We start from the raw sequence: 19,085 nt of genomic DNA, 5'->3' as shown, positions 1-19,085 counted from the left end.
CGGATGGAAAATCAAAATCAACTAACGCAGAGCCATTCCAATCAACAAATTATTAAGTCGTTGACTAGTAACGGCTTGGGGGCTTTTAGTTACGGGATTTTTCAGTACGGAATTAGTTTCATGCTATTGCATGCCACCCATTCTCCATTGAGTTTTGGGATGAATATTGCAGTTGGTCCCTTGATTAGTTTATTGACCTTTATTCCGATTGGAAATTTTGTCGATACTCATAATCATAAGAGAATTATCTTTTGGGGATATGTCTTAAGAATGATTGGCTTTTTCGCTTTGGCATTAGCGCTACCATTTTTCCATGGTGAAGCATTATTGATTCCGGTCGCAATTTTCATTGCGATTGATTCTATTTTGGTGAATCTTAGAAATACGGCGTACTCAGCATCAATTCGACAATTAGTTCGGATGTCAGATGTGGCAAAAATTAACTTCGCTCACCACCGCTGTAGCATCCGCTTCTAGAATATTATCACCTGTCCTAGGAATTACGTTGTATGCTTTGATTAGTGTTGAGGGATTAATCGCCCTAGAGATTGTAGCAACATTAGTAGCAATGTTAATTATGATGTCGCTTCATTTCTACGAGATAAAAGTTGAAAAACAAGAACGAGTTTCGCAAAAAGAGCAATTCAAACAAACACTCCAATACGTAAAAAAACGGCCATTTATTCGTGATAGTATTGTGGCGGAAATTGTGGTTAATTTCTTCTACACAGCCGTCGTTACCGGGAGCCCATTTATCATCGTTAACCAATTAGGTTTGCCTAATTCAGTTGTGATTTGGACGGAAACTGGATACTCGATTGGTTATCTGACAGGTAGTTTGATTACTAGTCGATTAAGACAACAAAATCATTTTGGTATCAAGATTATGTCAACCATGATTCTAGTTGGGATTAGTTTGGTCGGATTAGGTTTCTTATTCACGGTTACCAAGAATCAAATGATTATTTCGGTAATTGGGATGCTATTGTCATTATTAATGGAATTATCCTTTGCTATATTTGATTTGGCAATTGAAATTCGCCTACAAAGTACAGTTGAACATAATATCTTAGGCAGAGTTAGCTCCACACTCTATACGGTTGGTTACGCCATCATGCCATTTGGAACCTTGGTATACACATGGTTATACGACATGTTTCCACGTGGTAGCTTTATAATGATGATTAGTGGTCTGATTTTAATCACCTACACCGTTTTGAGTATTTCCCAATTTGTTAGAAACATCCAAAAGGATGATTCATATGTAAAGGAACATGCTGATCAAATTAATTAAGAAGGATAATATGGGATGAGACTAATTGGACTTAAAGTATAATAATTTAATGAAATATTAATTAAAATTATGTTAAATTGGTGATAATATTAGAATATACAAGAATTGAGGGGGATTTTTTATGAATTTAAGGAGAGATTTAAAGACATTGTTGTTTGTCTTTTCACTATTCCTTTTGCTTGCAATGGGGATTAACGCTAATGCTAGTGTTAAAACGTACAATCAAAAGGGATATGCTTTGAAGGGTGGATATGCAACACACTTTGTAAACAACGGAAACTATGCATATATTCCTAAGTATAGCTATGGTGCTAGCAAGGGTTATTATGAAAACTTAACTTACCAAACATCATCATACACAATGAATGCTAATGGCGGTAATTTCCATCGTAATGCGAAAACTAGTTTCTATCTTCCAGTTACTTATAACACGAGTGGAGACCTTGGGAATCCACAAAGTGTTGCTATTTCTAAGTCGGGTCAATACGCTTACGTAATGTACCCAGATACTAATACTACTATTGTTAGATACGATCTTTGGAAACTTCACAGCTTAGGTGTTGATACCAATAACATGGCTCAATTAAGATTAGGACTTAGAAGTCGTGATCCACAAATTATGTCTGCAATTAAGTTTGGTCCTAAGTTTAACGCCGGTCATGGTCAATCGTTAGCATTGAACCCAAAGACTAACATGCTTTGGTATGTAAAGATGAATGTTGTTGCACAATCTGCTGCATTGGTTGAAGTTAGCCCAACTACTTTAAAACCAGTGAAGCAAATTAATTTCAAATTCAGTCCATCATATTCAATCAACAATGAATTAGCAATCGACAACAACGGGAACTTCTATACATACGTTAAATACCGTATGCAAGGGAAATCTGCCGGTAGAATTGTTATCTTCAAGGGACAGGTTAAGAAAAATCACGTTACCTTCCACGCTATTAAGCAAGGTCTAGCAAATGGTCAAGGTTTCCAAACTCAAGGAATGGGTTATAATCCAGCAAGTAACCGTTTATACTTTGTTTCCGATGGTGTTATTTCATCAGTTCCTGTAAACAAACTAAACAAATTACGTCCAAGGGATGTTAGAACAACCAAGTTCAAGACTAACCTAGAATTTGAAGGAATTGCCTTTAACCAAGCAGGTTTAGGATACATTCTAACAATTCGTGGATCACAACTATTTACAATTAATAACTTTTAAGAATAACGGGAATGTTTCTTTGCGTATATATAAATGTATCGCACAAAAACAATCCCGTTTTTTTGTATTGAATATTTTATTTTTTAATGTTAAACTTATTGAACGTGAGTATTGGTTATAAATAACTCGTACTCCTTACTCAACCCAATAGGTTGGGTCTAAAGTCCACAAGGAGGTGTAATTCATGGAAGAACACAAATATGAAATTACTTACATCATTCGTCCAGATATGGAAGAAGGAGCTAAGAACGACTTAGTTGCTAAGTTCGACAAGGTTCTAACTGATAATGGTGCTAAGATTATTGATTCAAAAGACTGGTCAAAGCGTCGTTTTGCTTACGAAATCGCCGGTTACAATGAAGGTGTATACCACATTGTTAACCTAACTACTGCAGAAAAGACTGCTCTAGACGAATTCGACCGTCAATCAAAATTCAGTGATGACATTCTACGTCAAATGACTGTAAGAAGATAATTTAGAATTTAAACGTTTTAAAAAGAGAGGAGTAATTTTCAGCATGATTAATCGTACAACTTTAACTGGTAGATTAACACGGGATGTTGATTTGCGATACACTCCAAGCGGTTCAGCCGTAGGTAACTTCACTTTAGCTGTTGATCGTAATTTTACCAACCAACAAGGTGAAAGAGAAGCAGATTTTATCAACTGTGTTATCTGGCGTAAATCCGCTGAAAACTTTGCTAACTTCACCCATAAGGGTGCTTTGGTTGGAATTGATGGACGTATTCAAACAAGAAATTACGAAAATCAACAAGGCCAAAGAGTATATGTTACTGAAGTAGTTGTAGAAAACTTTGCATTACTAGAACCTCGTTCAAGTAACCAAGGTAACAACAACGCCGGCAACAATGCTCCTCAAGCAAATGCAGGAAATAACAATCCTTTTGCTTCATCAAACAATGCTGCCCCATCTAATGGTGGTAACAACTCAGCGGATCCATTCGCTAACTCTGGTGATCAAATTGATATTTCCGATGATGATTTACCATTTTAATGTGTAAATAAAAGAGGAGGGAAATTTAATGGCTCAACAAAGAAGAGGTGGCCGTCGTCGCCGTAAGGTTGACTTCATCGCCGCAAACCACATCGAATACATCGATTACAAAGATACTAACCTATTAAGTCGTTTCGTATCTGAAAGAGGTAAGATTTTACCACGTCGTGTTACTGGTACTAGCGCAAAGAACCAACGTAAGTTAACTCTTGCTATCAAGCGTGCTCGTATCATGGGCTTAATGCCATTCGTTTCAGAAGACTAAAAATAACTTTTGACTGGGATTGATTTTTTATCAATCTCAGTTTTTTTATATTTAAAATTATTGATATAAAGGGGATACAAATAATGTTTGTAGCTCCTTTTTTTGAATAATCGCTTAATGTGATAAAATAAAGATATAAAAAATAAAAAAAGAGGAGTTACAATGAAAAAATTGTTCTCGCTAACTAACCTACCTCCATTTCTAAAGAACCAAGTTCTTAGATGGATTGCGTTAGCTTTAACCGTATTGTCAATCTTTGGTCTGGTTGTTTCTTTCCTATACGATTGGAAATCTGGTGTCCTTTTCTTAGTATTCGTATGTTCATTGTTATCTTACATCTTTAAGAAAATGAACGACTTAAGTATTAGCACCGATAATTACATTTCAGACCTTTCATACCGTATGCACCGTGGTGAACAAGAGACACTTTTGGAAATGCCAGTGGGTGTATTAATGATTAGTGAAACAGGAGCAATTGAATGGGTAAACCCATATTTGACTCCTTATTTTGGTGACCAAGATTTACTTGGTAAGACCGTTGAAGAAGTAAACGAAGAATTATCCGATATCCTGGAAAACAATTGGGATAATCCTGACTATGCAACTGTAAAGTGGGAAGACCATTACTTTACAATGTTGATTCAAAAGGAATATCGCACCATCTACATGATGGATATTACTAAGTACTACCAAATTGAAAAAGACTACAATGATGAAAAAATCGCTGTTGGACAAGTCTTCTTGGATAACTACGATGAAATTACTCAATCAATGACTGATCAAGAAATTTCAAACCTAAATAACTACGTTACCAATGAATTGACTATTTGGGCACAAAAATTTGGTTTCTTCATCAAACAAGTTGACGAAGATCACTACATCATGATGGCCTATTCAAAGGTTCTAAAAGATATCGAAGATGATAAGTTTAGTATCCTAGACGAAATTCGTGAATCTACATCTAAGCAAAACTACCCAGTTACCTTGAGTATTGGGATTGCTTATGGTGAAGACAACCTAAATGACCTATCTGAACAAGCCCAAAGCGATTTGGACTTAGCTTTAGGTCGTGGTGGTGACCAAGTTGTTGTGAAAGCTAAAGATCACGAAGCACGTTTCTATGGTGGTAAGACCAACCCAATGGAAAAACGTACCAGAGTTCGTGCTCGTATGATTTCTCAAGCCTTACAAGAACTATTCAAGGAAGCAGACACTATCTTTGTGCAAGGACACAGTCAACCAGATATGGATTCAATAGGTGCCTGCCTTGGTATTCATCGTTTAGCTAAGATGAACAACAAGCACTGTTATGTGGTTATTCCAGATGGAACATTCCATTCTGATGTTCAACGTTTGATTGATAAAACTAAAGAAGACAAAAATCTAGCTGACGACATTATTACACCAGATGAAGCCTTACAACTAGCTGACGACAATAGTTTACTAATCATGGTTGACCACTCTAAGCCATCAATGAGTGTTTCTGAAGACCTATATAATAGATTGGAAAGTAAGGTTATGATTATTGATCACCATAGACGTGGTGAAGAATTCCCTGAAAACCCAGTCTTGGTATACATTGAACCATATGCTTCTTCCACCTGTGAATTGATTACCGAAATGTTCGAATATCAATCACAAGATGCAGAACCTGTAAGCAAACTAGAAGCTACAGCAATGTTAACCGGTATCTTTGTTGATACTAAGCAATTTACCTTACGTACTGGAACTAGAACTTTTGACGCTGCATCATACCTACGTTCAGCTGGTGCTGATTCGGAAGAAATGCAACAATTTATGCGTGAAAATCCTGATGCCTACATGGCAAGAATGCACTTAATTTCAATGGCTAAGGTCGTTGAAGGTCATGAAAATATGATGTATGTAGCCGGTGAAGAGGACAAGGTTTACGATCCTGTTACTGCTGCTCAAGCAGCTGACTCAATGCTAAACATGTCTGGTGTAGAAGCTTCTTACGTTATCTCTCATCGTCCAGATGACCTAATCGGTATTTCTGCAAGAAGTAACGGTGAAGTAAATGTGCAAAGAGTGATGGAAGAACTAGGTGGTGGTGGCCACTTGTCAAGTGGTGCTACTCAAATTGCCGACAAGACAATTGAAGAAGTGGAACAAATGCTTTTGGATTCCATCAATGAAGTAAAAAGCGAAGAAGCTCCTGAAGAATCAGAAGACAATTAATTAATTCATTCATTTAAAAAAACACCTAGAGAGTTTATAATAATATAAAGATATTAAGAGGAGTGATTTGAATGAAAGTTATATTTTTAGAAGATGTTCGCGGTAAAGGTAAGCGTGGAGAAATCAAGAACGTTTCCGACGGATATGCACAAAACTTCTTAATTAAACAAGGCAAAGCTAAAGAAGCAACTAATTCAGCATTAAGCCAACTTCAAGGTGAAAAGCACGCCGAAGCAAAAGAAGCTGCAGCTGAATTGCAAGAAGCAAAAGACTTAAAGACAAAACTAGAAGATGATAAAACAGTCGTTGAATTATCTGCTAAAGTTGGTGCTGACGGACGTTTATTCGGATCAGTATCCTCAAAACAAATCGTTGCAGAAATGCAAAAACAACATGGCTTAAAGATTGATAAGCGTAAGATTGAATTGGGTGAACCAATTAGAACTTTAGGTTACACTAACGTTCCAGTTAAACTACACAAGCAAGTTACTGCTACAATCAGAGTTCATGTAAGTGAAAAATAATCTTAAAGGAAATCGAGGGGTAGTATGAGTAACGATTATATTAATGGTCAAACACCACCACAAGATTTAAATGGTGAAAAAGCCGTCTTGGGTGCTGTCCTATTAGATAATGAAAAATTAGCAGAAACCCAAGAATTTATTACCTCTAACGATTTTTATCGACATGCTCATCAGTTGATTTTTGCTGCTATGGAGACCTTGGGTGACAGGGATGAACCAATTGATGCGTCGACTTTGAGAACCGAGCTTGAAGGTGGCCATAATCTAGAAGATGCGGGTGGTGTTGCTTACCTAGCTGAATTAGCAACCACCACACCAACAGCGGCTAATGCTGTTTACTATGCTAAAAATGTTCATCAAAAAGCAGTTGCTAGACGTCTGATTAAGACAGCTACTGATATTGTGACCGAAAGTTACAACAACAACGGAGACATTGATGAACTATTGGACAATGCTGAACGTTCAATCTTAAACGTTTCAGAAGATAGAAACAGTAATGGTTTCAAGTTCATTGGGGATGTTTTAGGGCAATCCCTAGACAGTATTCAAGAATTAGCTCAACAAAAATCAACCGTTACTGGTTTGTCGACTGGTTTTCCAGCCCTAGATAAAATGACAACTGGTTTGCATGATGATGAATTAGTAATTCTAGCCGCTCGTCCAGCCGTTGGGAAGACTGCGTTTGCCTTAAACTTGGCGCAAAACGTGGGTACCAAGTCTGGGAAAGCTGTTGCAATTTTTAGTTTGGAAATGAGTGCCGAATCACTAGTTAGTCGTATGATTTGTGCCGAAGGTAGTATCGACGCTAACCACTTGAGAACTGGTCAATTGACTGGTGAAGAATGGCAAAGTGTCTACATGGCAATGGGTAGTCTATCCAATGCCAGCATCTATATCGATGACACTGCCGGAACTAAGATTTCCGAAATTCGTGCTAAATCAAGACGTTTAGCCAAGGACACTAACAACCTTGGTTTAATCGTGGTTGATTATTTGCAACTAGTTGATGGTGGAAGCCAAGAAAACCGTCAACAAGAAGTTTCATATATTTCACGTCAATTGAAAAAGATTGCCAAGGAACTGGGTGTTCCAGTTATCGCATTATCCCAATTGTCTCGTGGAGTTGAACAACGACAAGACAAGCGTCCGGTTCTATCTGATATTCGTGAATCTGGATCAATCGAACAAGATGCTGATATCGTTGCCTTTCTATACCGTGATGATTATTACGAAAGAGAAGACGGCGACGACGATGAAGAAGAATCAGAAGTAGAAGAAAACAACGACGTAGGTGAAGTTGAAGTAATTATCGAAAAGAACCGTTCAGGTCCTCGTGGAACTGTTAAGTTACTATTTATCAAATCACATAATAAATTCTCATCTATCGCATATAATCCAGATGATGAGGGTTAATTAAAACTAAATCCTTAGCGTTTGCTAAGGATTTTTTTGTCAAAATTCGGGGGTGAGATAATGAATGAAATTAAACTGCATTGGTTATTTTTAGGCTCATTAATTAATAACATTGCTGTAAGTACAGTCTGGCCGCTTACGACTGTCTATATGCATGATGCATTGGGAAAGTCATTGACTGAAGTCGGCATAATTTTGTTCCTATACTCAAGTTCTAACGTTTTGGGTAATTATATATCGGGGAAACTATTTGACCGCCATAATCGCTATATTTTGACGATAATGGGGATTATTACTTCCGTATTGATATCTTTGGGATTAATTTTCTTCAATGGCTGGCCATATTATCCAATTGGATTGGTATTATTTGGCTTTACGACCGGTTGGAACCTAACGATGATTAATTCCTTAGGAACCACGGTTAAAATGAAGTCAGGACGTTTTATTTTTAATATGTTGTACTTAGCGCAAAATGTTGGGGTAGTTTTTGGAACGATTGCGGTTGGATTTATCTATCCAATCGGAATTGGCTACGTCTTTATGTTGACCACTGCCATATTGATTATTTACGGAATTAGTGCCATTTTGACCTATCACAAAGATGGTTCAATCTATCCAATTAAACGTGATGCAATGAAGAAGACAAAGGTTAAGTTACCACGTCCAAACTGGATTATTGTAACTACTTTCTTTGTGACTTTAGCCATTGTTTGGATTGTCTATGAACAATGGGTATCCAACATGTCGGTATACATTACTGGATCTGGAATTCCATTATCAATGTATAGTTTGTTGTGGACTTTAAATGCATTCCTGTTGGTAGTGTTCCAACTATTGATCAACTGGATTGCACAAAAACACGACAGTCTATACTTCCAAATTTATTTTGGAATTCTATTTATTGGTTTGTCATTCTTCACTCTAATCTTTACGCATACCTATACCGGATTCGTCATTTCGATGATTGTGCTAACATTAGGAGAAGCATCCGTAATTCCTTCAATTCCAGCGTTGGTCAATGAATTAACACCGGTTGAAGTAAAGGGTAAGTATCAAGGATTAACCAATGCCTGGGCCGCAATTGGTAAGGCGATTGGACCATTGGTCGGTGGAATTATCATTGATGCTACGTCTTATGGATTGTTATTTATCATTTGTACAATCACGTGTGTAGTAATTATTCTAGGATCTGAATTAATCGTTAGATATTCACGTAAAAAAGTAACTAAATATTCAGAATAAAAAAAGAACCCATTGAAGGGTTCTTTTTTTATTTGTTTGCTTTTAAAATTTTCCAAATTGTTCTTACGTTAATGATTAATATAAAAACTAAAAAGATTAGAACAATCCATGCTAGGTTTTGGGAATGACCATGATAAAGATATTTTTCAAAAACAGGAATTCTGATAATGATTCCAATAACGGAAAAGCCTATTTCGTATAGATACACGGCAGATGAAAAGGGGAGATTTTTTCGTTCAATTATATAAATGACAGTTGATATGATGAATATACCAATGATTGTTAATATTCCGGATAGACCAGGTAAATGAATTGTTAGAGGGGTTTTTATTAAGACCCCGCCAATAATGAAAGTCAAAAATAAAATTACTAATATTGAGTAATTAACCCCTTTTACTAGTTTATTCTTTTGATATGTTTCATTTCCTAGTACCCATAAAACTAGAAGGGCAAAAAAGAAGACGGTGATACCCATTAATAGTATTCTTCCAAAGTCCATCTTTGAATTAGGATCAATCATTTGTGGAATACTGAAGAAAGTAATGTAGCCAAAGAAAATATAACAAGCTAATTTAAAGGTGTCAAAAAATGATTTTGGTAGGTTATCAATAATTTCAGCCGCTAGTTTTTCGGGCTCTTTACCAAAATAACTTTCTGCATCTTGTCCATTGTTTTGGGCTTCAATTAAATCATTTAGGATTTCTAATAAAGTGGTTTCGACATCCTCGTCTTTTTGGAAGACGGCTTTGGCACGGATATAGAGTAAGAGATTTTCATAGTATTTTTTATTTTCGGTATTTAATTTTTCTCTAAGTTCATTATTTTGCTCGATTAGTTGTTCAGTTTTCATATTTTTTCCCTCTTTCGTTGATTAATTTTTTTACGTTTAGCGATAAGTGGTTCCATTGGCTTATAAATGATTCTAGAGCTTGTTTACCATTGACGGTGATGTAGTAGTATTTTCTCTTGGGTCCTTCTTTTGACGGCATCATTTTACTAAAGATTAATTCTTTCTTTTCCATGCTTATAAGAAGAGGGTAGATTGTCCCCTTAGGAACGTTTTCAAAACCATATTGGGAAAGTCCCTGACTTATTTCATATCCATAATATGGCTTTTGGTTAATTAAGATAAGAAGGCATCCTTGGAGGATTCCTTTTAACATTTGACTGGATATATCTTGAGATTTTTTTGTTCCCAAAGCACTTTCTCCTTTGCTAGTTTGTATAACATACTAGTGATTGTAAACAACTTTCACTAATTTGTAAAGCAAACTAGTTAATTTACAAAAAAGGTTTAAATTCTGTCTGCATCATTAGAATTAAATGAGACTGTTAAATGCTGATATGTAGATGTTATTATTTTATCTAATGTTATCATCGAAAATGTAAATGATAAAATGGTTAGAAAATTATTGACCTTTTTGAACGGAGAGTCTAGTATTTGAAATGTTCAATAAATAAAAAACAAATAACTAATAAAACATTTTTGATGAAGGTAATTAGATCTTTAGCCGTACTAAGCGAGTGTCGTTGCTGAAAGGGCATTATGACTACTGATTGAAAGACTTGATTGTATAAGTTCACTTTTCTAGGTGAAATGGTTGTACCCATTATCGTACCGCGTATGAAACATTAATTTGTGTAGTACGAGCGAGAAAATATTTGTGAAAATATTTTGAATCTGGGTGGTACCACGTTACAAACGTCCCTTGGCCAATTGGCTGAGGGGCGTTTTTTAGTTATTTGTTAAAAAGTTGGGAGAGATTTATATGCATAGAAAAATTTTTAAGAACGCCAACATCTTTGATGGAGTCCACGAAGATGTCTTTAAAGATTTTAGTTTTGCAGTCGATGTAGAAACGGGAAAGATTATTGAAATTGCTCAAGAAATTTTGCCAGCATCAGATGATGAAGTAATTGATGTAAATCATAAGTTTGTCGCTCCGGGTTTAATCAATGCCCATACTCATATCACCAGTGATCCTAACGTTAGCACTGGAGGTGATAAGGACGTTGTAGAAACCATAGTCGATGCAATTAAGGCATTACGTGCATTCTTAAAATCTGGCTGTACATACGTCAGACAATGTGGTGCTAGATACGGAATCGATATACCAATTAAACGTTTAATCACCGAAGGCAAAATCAACAATGTTCCACACGTGATGGCTTCAGGTAAAGCTTACACAATGACTGGTGGACATGGGGATTATGCCAACGGCGGAAACGTTGTTGATTCCCCAGATGAAATGAGAAAGAAGATTCGTGAAGGATTAAAAGCTGGTGCTGATTGCATTAAAATCATGGCATCTGGAGGTGTCATGTCACCTGGCGACTTTATGGATGAAGCTCAATTAACGATTGATGAAATGAAGGTTGCTGTTTACGAAGCACATAACAAACATAAGATTGTTGCAGCACATGCTGAAGGCAATCCAGGAATCAGAAATGCTATTGAAGCTGGTGTAGATTCTATCGAACACGGCTTTTACGTTGATGATGAGGAAATTGCAATGATGAAAGAACGAGGTACATATATTGTTCCTACCATTATCGCTGCAGCATCTGTAACTGAAAAAGGAAAAGATACTTTGCCAGAGTGGGAGCATCAAAAGATGGCTAACGCAATGGATGATGCATATACCAATGTCAAAAAAGCGTACAAAAACGGTGTCAATATCGCTTTAGGAACTGATGCAGGAACACCTTATAACTACTTTGATATGACCACACCTAAAGAATTAGAAATGATGGTTGAACGCATCGGAATGAGTGAATTTGAAGCATACAGAACCTCTTATAAGGCCGCCGAGTTAATGAAAATTGATGATGAATACGGCTCAATCGAGAAAGATAAATATGCGGATTTCATAATCATTGATGACAATCCAATGGAAGATATCAAAGCAGTTCAACAAAAAGACAAAGAAGTTTATGTAAGCGGAAAAAAAGAATTTTAAACTAGGGGATGAGTCTTATGAAGAAAAACAAAATGATTATCGGATCAACTATGATTATGATGGCCATTGGATTAGCTGCCTGTGGTAAGTCAAACTCAGCAAGTCAAACATCTAATAATGGAACAACTAAACCAATTAATTGGATGGAAACAGCTGATTTAAGCACTCTTGATCCATCTAAAGTTGCTGATGCGGTTACTTCAAATACAATTTCTAATATCCAACAGGGATTATTAGTCAGTGGCAATAATGGAAAAATTAATTATGGAATTGCTAAGAGCTATGATGTTTCAAAGGATGGTAAAACATATACATTTCATTTACGTGATGCTAAATGGAGTAATGGTGAAGATGTAACAGCTGATGATTTTGTTTATGGTATTCAACGTACAGTTGATCCAAAGACAACTTCACAAAGTTCATATGATATGGACCATATAAAAAACTACGATGAAGTGCAAAAAGGAACAAAACCGGTCACAGACTTAGGAGTATATGCACCTAATAAACACACCGTAGTATTTAATCTTTCCTCACCACAACCTTATTTTAAATACCTAGTTACTGGTACAGATTTCTTTCCACAAAAGAAAGCTTACGTAGAAGAAAAAGGATCAAAATTTGGCTCTAGTTCAGACAACGACATATATGATGGTCCATTTACTATGACAGGTTGGAATGGAACCAATGATACCTGGAATTTGGTAAAAAATAAGTACTACTGGAATGCTAAAAATACTAAAATTGATAAAGTTAAAGTTAGTGCTGAAAAAGATAGCAACACTGCTTTCAATGAATATCAATCTGGTCAATTAGATGAAATGATGCTTTCAAGTAAAGAACAAGTAAAACACTTCAAAAATAGTCCAGAATATCATCAAAGAACTAATTCAGGTGTTTATTTTATCGAAATGAATGAAAAGAAAGTTCCAGCTTTTAGAAATTCAAATATTCGTAAAGCTATGTCGATGATTATTAATAGAAGCCAATTTACTAAAGATGTAATGGGTGATGGATCAGTACCGGCAAAAGGTATAGCCGCCCAAGGAATTTCATATAATAATGGTAATGATTTTGCAGACGCATCATACGTAAAAGATGCAGTTACTTATAATAAAGCTAAAGCCATTCAATACTGGAAAAAAGGGATGAAAGAAATTGGCAAGAAATCAATAACTATTGATTTGCTATATGATGACACTACATTAGGTAAATCAGTAAATGAATTTCTTCAAAATGTTGCTTTTAGTCAACTACCGGGATTGAAAGTGACAACTACAACTATTCCAATGAAGAATAGAATGGCTCGTCAAAACAGTGGTAATTTTGACATTACTGTTGCTGGATGGGAAACAAATTATCCAGATCCAATTTCATACTTGCAATTAATGACTAGTGATAGTTCAACTAACTATGGTAAGTGGAGTAACAAAGAGTACGATCAACTTGTAAAAGCCGCTTCAACAACTGATGCCAATAATCCAGCAAAACGTTGGAATGATATGGTTAAGGCTGAAAAAATTTTAATGAATGAACAAGGAATTATTCCTTTCTATCAAAGATCGCAACCACAAGTTCTAAAGACCAATATTAAGAACGTTGGTTATTCAGCAACGGGAGCAATGTGGTACCTAGGTGATGCATACATTGAAAAATAATAATAAAAAAGAACCCATTGAAGGGTTCTTTTTTATTTCTCCATGTTTTATTTGATGAAATATTTTCATTTTTCTAATACTAAATTAATAATTAGTTTGACATATTCACTTTTAATAGCATATTATGGATGAAATATTTCTAATCTTTTTCTAATATAAAACAAGGAGGTTGATTAATATGTCAAAATTAATTAACAAAATTAGTAAACGAATGGGAAACGTTAAACCAGATGCGATTTTGGCATTTGGAGCTTCGATTTCCGATGTTGATGGATTAATTCCATTAACCATCGGAGAACCCGATTTCAATACCCCTGATCATATTAAGGAGGCAGCTATCAAGGCGATTAATGATAATCAGAGTCATTACAGTGATTCTCGCGGGATTCTTGAATTGCGTGAAGCTGCCGTTAACTTTTTAGCAGATAAATATGGGTTACATTACGATGCTGATACTGAATTTATCGCTACAGTTGGGGTAACAGAAGCTGTATTTTTAACATTTGCATCAATCCTAGATACAGGAGATGGCGTTATTATTCCTTCTCCAGCATTTTCTCCATATTTTAATAATGTAGCTTTTTTTGGTGCACATCCGATTGAAGTTGATGCATCCAAAGATGATTTCGTACTAACTCCTTATAAATTAGAAGAAGCGATTAGACAGCATCCAGAAGTTAAAGCGGTTATTATTAATACTCCTAATAATCCGACAGGTGTTTCATACACTAGAGAACAATTGAAAGAACTGGCAGATGTAATTAAGAAATACGATATTTTCTGTATTAGTGATGAAATCTACAGTGAATTAAACTACGAGCATGAACATGCATCTATTGCAGAATTTATTAAAGATCAAACGATTGTATATAATGGTTTATCAAAATCTCATGCGATGACTGGATGGAGAGTCGGTTTGGTATATGGCCCTGCCGATATTATTAATGTGATTAAATCTGTACACGAATACAACGTTAGTTCTATAACTGACAATGCTCAATTTGCTGCTGCTGAAGCGTTGAATCATGGTAGAGATGATGGACCGGAAATGAAGAAGATTTATGAAAAACGACGTGCGTTATTACGCCAAGGCTTATCTGATATTGGTATTGAAAGCGCCAATCCAAGCGGTGCATTTTATATTTTTGCTAAAATACCAGAACAATTTGGTGAAGATGATTTTGCCTTTTGTACGAAACTAGCGAAAGAAGCTAAAGTTGGTACAATGCCTGGAAGTGCTTTTGGAAAAGCTGGAAAAGGTTATTTCCGTTTGAGTTATGCAACTAGTGAAGATAACTTAAATGAAGCATTGAAACGCATTGCTAAATTAGTGGAGGATAACTAGATGAAAATATTAATGTTCAATACCCAACCATACGAGATAGAAGATTTTGAAGCAATTGCCGATGAATTGAATGTGCAAATTGATCACATAAATGAAGCACTAACATTGGATAACGTTGATAAAACCAAGGACTATGATGCTATTACCATTCAACAACATGGTGCCCTTTCTGGTGATAGTTTATACAAACGTTTGGCTGAAAATGGAATCAAACAAATATCATTACGTAGTACTGGATACGAAATTATCGATTTAAATTTAGCCAACAAATACAATTTAAAAGTAACCAACGTGCCTGGATACTCCCCTCGTTCGGTCAGTGAATTAGTATTAGCTGATACGATGGCGTTATTACGACGCTTAAAAGACTACAGTAAACGTGAGGAGAGAAACGACTTTAGTTGGACTGGCGGACAAGCCCGTGAGATTCATAACTTAACTGTTGGAGTAATCGGTGCTGGAACCATCGGAAGTGCATCCGCACGCATTTTTAAAGCGCTAGGAGCACGTGTACTAGCGTATGATCCCGTGCAAAGAACTGATCTGGCTGATACAGTCGAATATGTTGATGTAAACTACCTATTATCCGAATCTGATGTCGTAACTATGCACACACCTTTGACTCCTGAAATGGACCATTTTATGAATTTTGAGCGATTCAAGAAAATGAAAAATGACGCTATTTTCATTAATGCTTCCCGTGGTGGAGTCGTTGATACTGATGCGCTAGTTGCTGCTCTAGAAGCAGGTGAAATCGGTGCTGCAGGAATCGATGTTTTCGATGGTGAAGCAGGAATTACCAGTGTCAATCTTGGTGACAAGGGATATGACAATGACAATTTAAAGACTTTGATTGAGATGGATAATGTAATTGTTACTCCACATATTGCTTTCTTTACCGATGTTGCGGTCCACAATATGGCGTTATTCTCGGTGAGAGATGCTATCAAGATTGCTAGTGGTCAAAAGGCCTTATATCAAGTTAATTAAAGAAAAAAAGGACTCGTTTTGAGTTCTTTTTTATTTGACAGTTTTAACATTTGTGATATAGTTGCATTTGCAACAAAAATAAAAGGTGTGATATTTTATGGATTCGTTGAAAAAGATAGGAGTTATTGCTAGGTCGCTGGATTCAATTAGTAATATCGAGTTTAAAGAGTACTCATTATCTAAAGGCCAATATCTTTATTTAGTTCGTATTGGTGAAAATCCAGGAATTATATTGCAAGATTTATGTGAACTCATTTGTGTTGATAAGACAACTGGTAGCAGGGCAGTTAATAACTTGGTAAAAGCTAGTCTTGTTGTCAAGAAGACGGAAAAGACAAACAAGAAAAATCAACTTCTATACTTAACTACAAAAGGTGAAGAGCTTTATAAAGTAGTGGCGAGAGAAAATGAATATTCCAACAATGTTGCCCTAAAGGGTTTTACGGAAGAAGAAAAAACAATATTTAATAGATTGCTAGATAAGGCTAAAGACAATATTTATAAGGATTGGCAAGAAGTTAAAAATGGTGGAAAAAGAAACTATTAGGAGTAATTATATGATTGATTTAAAAAGAATAAAAAATTCTGACGTGATAGAACTACAAAAAATAAGCATTGAAACTTTTAATGATACTTTTGGCGAATATAATAGTTTAGAAGACTTAAATGAAATGTTTGAGAATAATTATAATTCTGAACAATTAAAGTCTGAAATAAATAATCAAAGTACGGATTTTGAGTTTATCTATGTAGATGGAAAAATAGCAGGTTACCTCAAAATAAATTGGGGCTCGGCTCAATCTGAGGATATGGGTAATTCATTTCTTGAAGTAGAAAGAATCTACATAAGAAAAGCATTCAAACGACAAGGATTAGGAACTAAATTAATGGATTATGCCATTGAAAAAGCTAAAAAGCTAGGTAAACAATACATTTGGTTAGGTGTTTGGGAAAATAATTCTAATGCGATTGGTTTTTATCAATCCAAGAAATTTATTCCTTTCTCAGATCATATTTTCATGGTCGGTGAGGATAAACAAAGAGATATATTGATGAAAAAGAAGATATAAAAAAAGAACTCATTTTGAGTTCTTTTTTAGTTATATAAACTATATACGCATAATAGGATTGAAATGATTAAATTAATCAAAATGATTGTAAAACCAAGTGTTCCGTTTACAACTAAAATAATTCCTAAAATGAAAACAATGATTCCAATCACAGCGTTGATTAACCAATCCTTTTTCCAGAAAAATAGCACAATTTCAATCAAGGTTAAAATGGTAATTAACCATAATACTGTTAGTGAAAAGTCAGTCACGTACAAGTCTGAAATATCTTTGATGGTAATAATTAACATGTAGACGGTCATCAAAAGACTGATGGCAGCTAACACACCTTTAGTAGTTTTTTGCATTTGTATTCAACTCCTGACTTTATTTTAAATGTCGAAGGGATGCTTGTAAAACTAAAAATAAAAAGAGCTCTAAACGAGCTCTTTTTATTAAATTTCACCATTAACTAGATATTCTGGTGAGAATAGTTGTTTAACTTTTTCAGGAGATAAAATATGGTTTTGGATTAATAGATTTGGAACGGTTTTATGTTCTTTAGTGGCTGTCTTAATTAGTTCGGTGGTCTTGTTATATCCCAAGATAGGAGATAGGACTGTAGCGGTCACAGCTGACTTACGAACATCATCTAGACACTGTTTAACATTTACATCGATACCGTCTAGACAGTGATCTACTAATGTTTCGATTGCGCGTGCCAAGTGAACTTCGGCAGTTAGGATGCTCTTAAACATGATGGGTTCAAAGGCATTTAGTTCTAACTGACCGGCTTCTGAAGCGGCAGTGACTGTGGCGTCAAAACCGATTACTTCAAAGGCGACCTGGTTTACAACTTCTGGGATAACAGGATTAACTTTGTTAGGCATGATTGATGAACCGGCTTGTCTCTTCGGTAGGATTAATTCATTTAAACCAGATTGTGGTCCGCTCCCAAGTAGACGTAAATCATTACTGAATTTGGATAAGTCAACGGCCAACGTCTTTAAACTAGAGGAGAATGCTACGAAATGATCCGTATTTTGTATTGCGTCGACTAAATCTTCATCCTGTTTTAGTTCAATACCGGTAATCTTGTTAATTTCTTCTACAATATGCTCACGGTAGTATTTAGTGGTGTTGGTTCCAGTACCAATGGCAGTTCCTCCCATGCTAATGGTTTTTAGTTCATTTTCTGCGCTGTTGATTCGTTTTAAATCACGACGAAATAATGAAGCATAAGCATGGAATGTCTTTCCGTAAGTAGTGGGAACAGCGTCTTGAAGTTGGGTTCGACCTAACTTAATTGTGAACTGGAATTTCTTTGATAGTTCATCTAGGATTTCGATTAAGCGATTAATTTCGCCGGTTAGTTTTGGCAAACGTTTAATCATTGCTAGTTTACCAGCGGTTGGGTAGGTATCGTTAGTAGATTGTGCCTGGTTAACATCATCGTTTGGATGAATGAAGACATCAGGATGTAATTTCATTGCGACATTGGCAATTACTTCATTTACGTTCATATTTGTGGAAGTTCCGGCACCACCTTGGATAGCTGGAGTGATAAAACTCTCTGGGGAGGGGTGCTCAAGCAAGTAGTCACAAGCATCTACAATCGTGTTATATTTTATAACATCAGTTGCTTTTGCGCCGTAATTTGCAGTGATTGAAGCTTTTTTTATTTGAACGTAACTTTCAATCAAAAGTGGATCAACTTTCTCTTTCGTAATCGGGAAGTTCATTGCAGCTCTAAGGGAATTGATTCCATACAAAGCATCATCAGGAACTTCTAGTTTACCAACACAATCTTTTTCGATACGCATAAAAACATCTCCTAAATAGTTATATGTTATAAAATGTTACATTAAGTATAAACTAAATATTCAATTAGTCAAATGAAATATATAAGATTGTTTCACA

General features: G+C 35.6%; 20 protein-coding genes. 16 read left to right on the top strand and 4 right to left on the bottom strand.

Going from position 1 to position 19,085, the window contains the following annotated elements:
• Positions 1-3 precede the first annotated feature (3 nt).
• The 10 genes from FD688_RS05650 (at position 4) to FD688_RS05605 (ending at position 9,163) form a co-directional block, all read left to right on the top strand.
• The gene (locus FD688_RS05650) at positions 4-477 is read left to right on the top strand and encodes an MFS transporter (RefSeq protein ID WP_138742158.1); all 474 of its coding nucleotides are present in this window, start codon (positions 4-6) and stop codon (positions 475-477) included.
• Complete coding sequence (locus FD688_RS05645) at positions 428-1,294, top strand: MFS transporter (RefSeq protein ID WP_138742157.1); 867 nt, start codon at positions 428-430, stop codon at positions 1,292-1,294. The genes FD688_RS05650 and FD688_RS05645 overlap by 50 nt, the downstream gene beginning before the upstream one ends.
• A gap of 121 nt (positions 1,295-1,415) precedes the next feature.
• On the top strand, positions 1,416-2,504 hold the full coding sequence (locus FD688_RS05640; RefSeq protein ID WP_138742156.1) for a hypothetical protein: 1,089 nt from the start codon (positions 1,416-1,418) through the stop codon (positions 2,502-2,504).
• Positions 2,505-2,688: 184 nt separating this feature from the next.
• Positions 2,689-2,979 carry a 30S ribosomal protein S6 gene (rpsF, locus tag FD688_RS05635; RefSeq protein ID WP_034533768.1) on the top strand — a complete coding sequence of 97 codons (291 nt, stop codon included), beginning with the start codon at positions 2,689-2,691 and terminating at the stop codon, positions 2,977-2,979.
• Between the two features lie 43 nt (positions 2,980-3,022).
• Positions 3,023-3,520 carry a single-stranded DNA-binding protein gene (gene ssb, locus FD688_RS05630; protein ID WP_053794926.1) on the top strand — a complete coding sequence of 166 codons (498 nt, stop codon included), beginning with the start codon at positions 3,023-3,025 and terminating at the stop codon, positions 3,518-3,520.
• 28 nt (positions 3,521-3,548) lie between these two features.
• On the top strand, positions 3,549-3,785 hold the full coding sequence (gene rpsR, locus FD688_RS05625) for a 30S ribosomal protein S18 (RefSeq protein ID WP_034530639.1): 237 nt from the start codon (positions 3,549-3,551) through the stop codon (positions 3,783-3,785).
• Positions 3,786-3,947: 162 nt separating this feature from the next.
• Positions 3,948-5,984 carry a DHH family phosphoesterase gene (locus FD688_RS05620; RefSeq protein ID WP_138742155.1) on the top strand — a complete coding sequence of 679 codons (2,037 nt, stop codon included), beginning with the start codon at positions 3,948-3,950 and terminating at the stop codon, positions 5,982-5,984.
• A 71-nt stretch (positions 5,985-6,055) separates the two neighbouring features.
• Entirely contained in the window at positions 6,056-6,508 is a 453-nt protein-coding gene (gene rplI, locus FD688_RS05615; RefSeq protein ID WP_138742154.1) for a 50S ribosomal protein L9, read from the top strand.
• A gap of 24 nt (positions 6,509-6,532) precedes the next feature.
• A complete protein-coding gene (dnaB, locus tag FD688_RS05610) occupies positions 6,533-7,921 on the top strand; it encodes a replicative DNA helicase (protein ID WP_138742153.1) in 1,389 nt (462 codons plus the stop codon).
• Positions 7,922-7,981: 60 nt separating this feature from the next.
• The gene (locus FD688_RS05605; protein WP_138742152.1) at positions 7,982-9,163 is read left to right on the top strand and encodes an MDR family MFS transporter; all 1,182 of its coding nucleotides are present in this window, start codon (positions 7,982-7,984) and stop codon (positions 9,161-9,163) included.
• 28 nt (positions 9,164-9,191) lie between these two features.
• Here FD688_RS05605 and FD688_RS05600 read toward each other — a convergent pair whose 3' ends face one another.
• Both FD688_RS05600 and FD688_RS05595 read right to left on the bottom strand, forming a co-directional pair.
• A complete protein-coding gene (locus FD688_RS05600) occupies positions 9,192-10,013 on the bottom strand; it encodes a hypothetical protein (RefSeq protein WP_138742151.1) in 822 nt (273 codons plus the stop codon).
• The gene (locus tag FD688_RS05595; RefSeq protein ID WP_138742240.1) at positions 10,003-10,326 is read right to left on the bottom strand and encodes a PadR family transcriptional regulator; all 324 of its coding nucleotides are present in this window, start codon (positions 10,324-10,326) and stop codon (positions 10,003-10,005) included. The genes FD688_RS05600 and FD688_RS05595 overlap by 11 nt, the downstream gene beginning before the upstream one ends.
• A gap of 606 nt (positions 10,327-10,932) precedes the next feature.
• Here FD688_RS05595 and FD688_RS05590 point away from each other — a divergent pair.
• From FD688_RS05590 to FD688_RS05565, 6 genes are all read left to right on the top strand, one after another.
• On the top strand, positions 10,933-12,123 hold the full coding sequence (locus FD688_RS05590; protein WP_138742150.1) for a metal-dependent hydrolase family protein: 1,191 nt from the start codon (positions 10,933-10,935) through the stop codon (positions 12,121-12,123).
• Positions 12,124-12,140: 17 nt separating this feature from the next.
• A complete protein-coding gene (locus tag FD688_RS05585) occupies positions 12,141-13,781 on the top strand; it encodes a peptide ABC transporter substrate-binding protein (protein ID WP_190242924.1) in 1,641 nt (546 codons plus the stop codon).
• A 178-nt stretch (positions 13,782-13,959) separates the two neighbouring features.
• Complete coding sequence (locus FD688_RS05580) at positions 13,960-15,126, top strand: aminotransferase class I/II-fold pyridoxal phosphate-dependent enzyme (RefSeq protein ID WP_138742148.1); 1,167 nt, start codon at positions 13,960-13,962, stop codon at positions 15,124-15,126.
• Positions 15,127-16,116, top strand: a complete 990-nt coding sequence (locus FD688_RS05575) for a D-2-hydroxyacid dehydrogenase (RefSeq protein WP_138742147.1) — start codon at positions 15,127-15,129, stop codon at positions 16,114-16,116.
• Between the two features lie 97 nt (positions 16,117-16,213).
• The gene (locus tag FD688_RS05570; RefSeq protein ID WP_138742146.1) at positions 16,214-16,663 is read left to right on the top strand and encodes a MarR family winged helix-turn-helix transcriptional regulator; all 450 of its coding nucleotides are present in this window, start codon (positions 16,214-16,216) and stop codon (positions 16,661-16,663) included.
• A gap of 10 nt (positions 16,664-16,673) precedes the next feature.
• Positions 16,674-17,186 carry a GNAT family N-acetyltransferase gene (locus FD688_RS05565; protein ID WP_225426112.1) on the top strand — a complete coding sequence of 171 codons (513 nt, stop codon included), beginning with the start codon at positions 16,674-16,676 and terminating at the stop codon, positions 17,184-17,186.
• A 26-nt stretch (positions 17,187-17,212) separates the two neighbouring features.
• Here FD688_RS05565 and FD688_RS05560 read toward each other — a convergent pair whose 3' ends face one another.
• Together FD688_RS05560 and FD688_RS05555 are read right to left on the bottom strand one after the other, a co-directional pair.
• Positions 17,213-17,533: a hypothetical protein gene (locus FD688_RS05560; RefSeq protein ID WP_138742145.1), complete on the bottom strand. Its 321-nt coding sequence runs from the start codon at positions 17,531-17,533 to the stop codon at positions 17,213-17,215.
• Positions 17,534-17,620: 87 nt separating this feature from the next.
• Positions 17,621-18,988, bottom strand: coding sequence for an aspartate ammonia-lyase (locus tag FD688_RS05555; RefSeq protein WP_138742144.1), 1,368 nt, complete (start codon positions 18,986-18,988; stop codon positions 17,621-17,623).
• Positions 18,989-19,085: the final 97 nt, after the last annotated feature.

Source organism: Apilactobacillus kunkeei (assembly GCF_005930975.1).
GTDB lineage: Bacteria > Bacillota > Bacilli > Lactobacillales > Lactobacillaceae > Apilactobacillus > Apilactobacillus kunkeei_E.
This window is presented reverse-complemented; position numbering and strand designations above follow the sequence as displayed.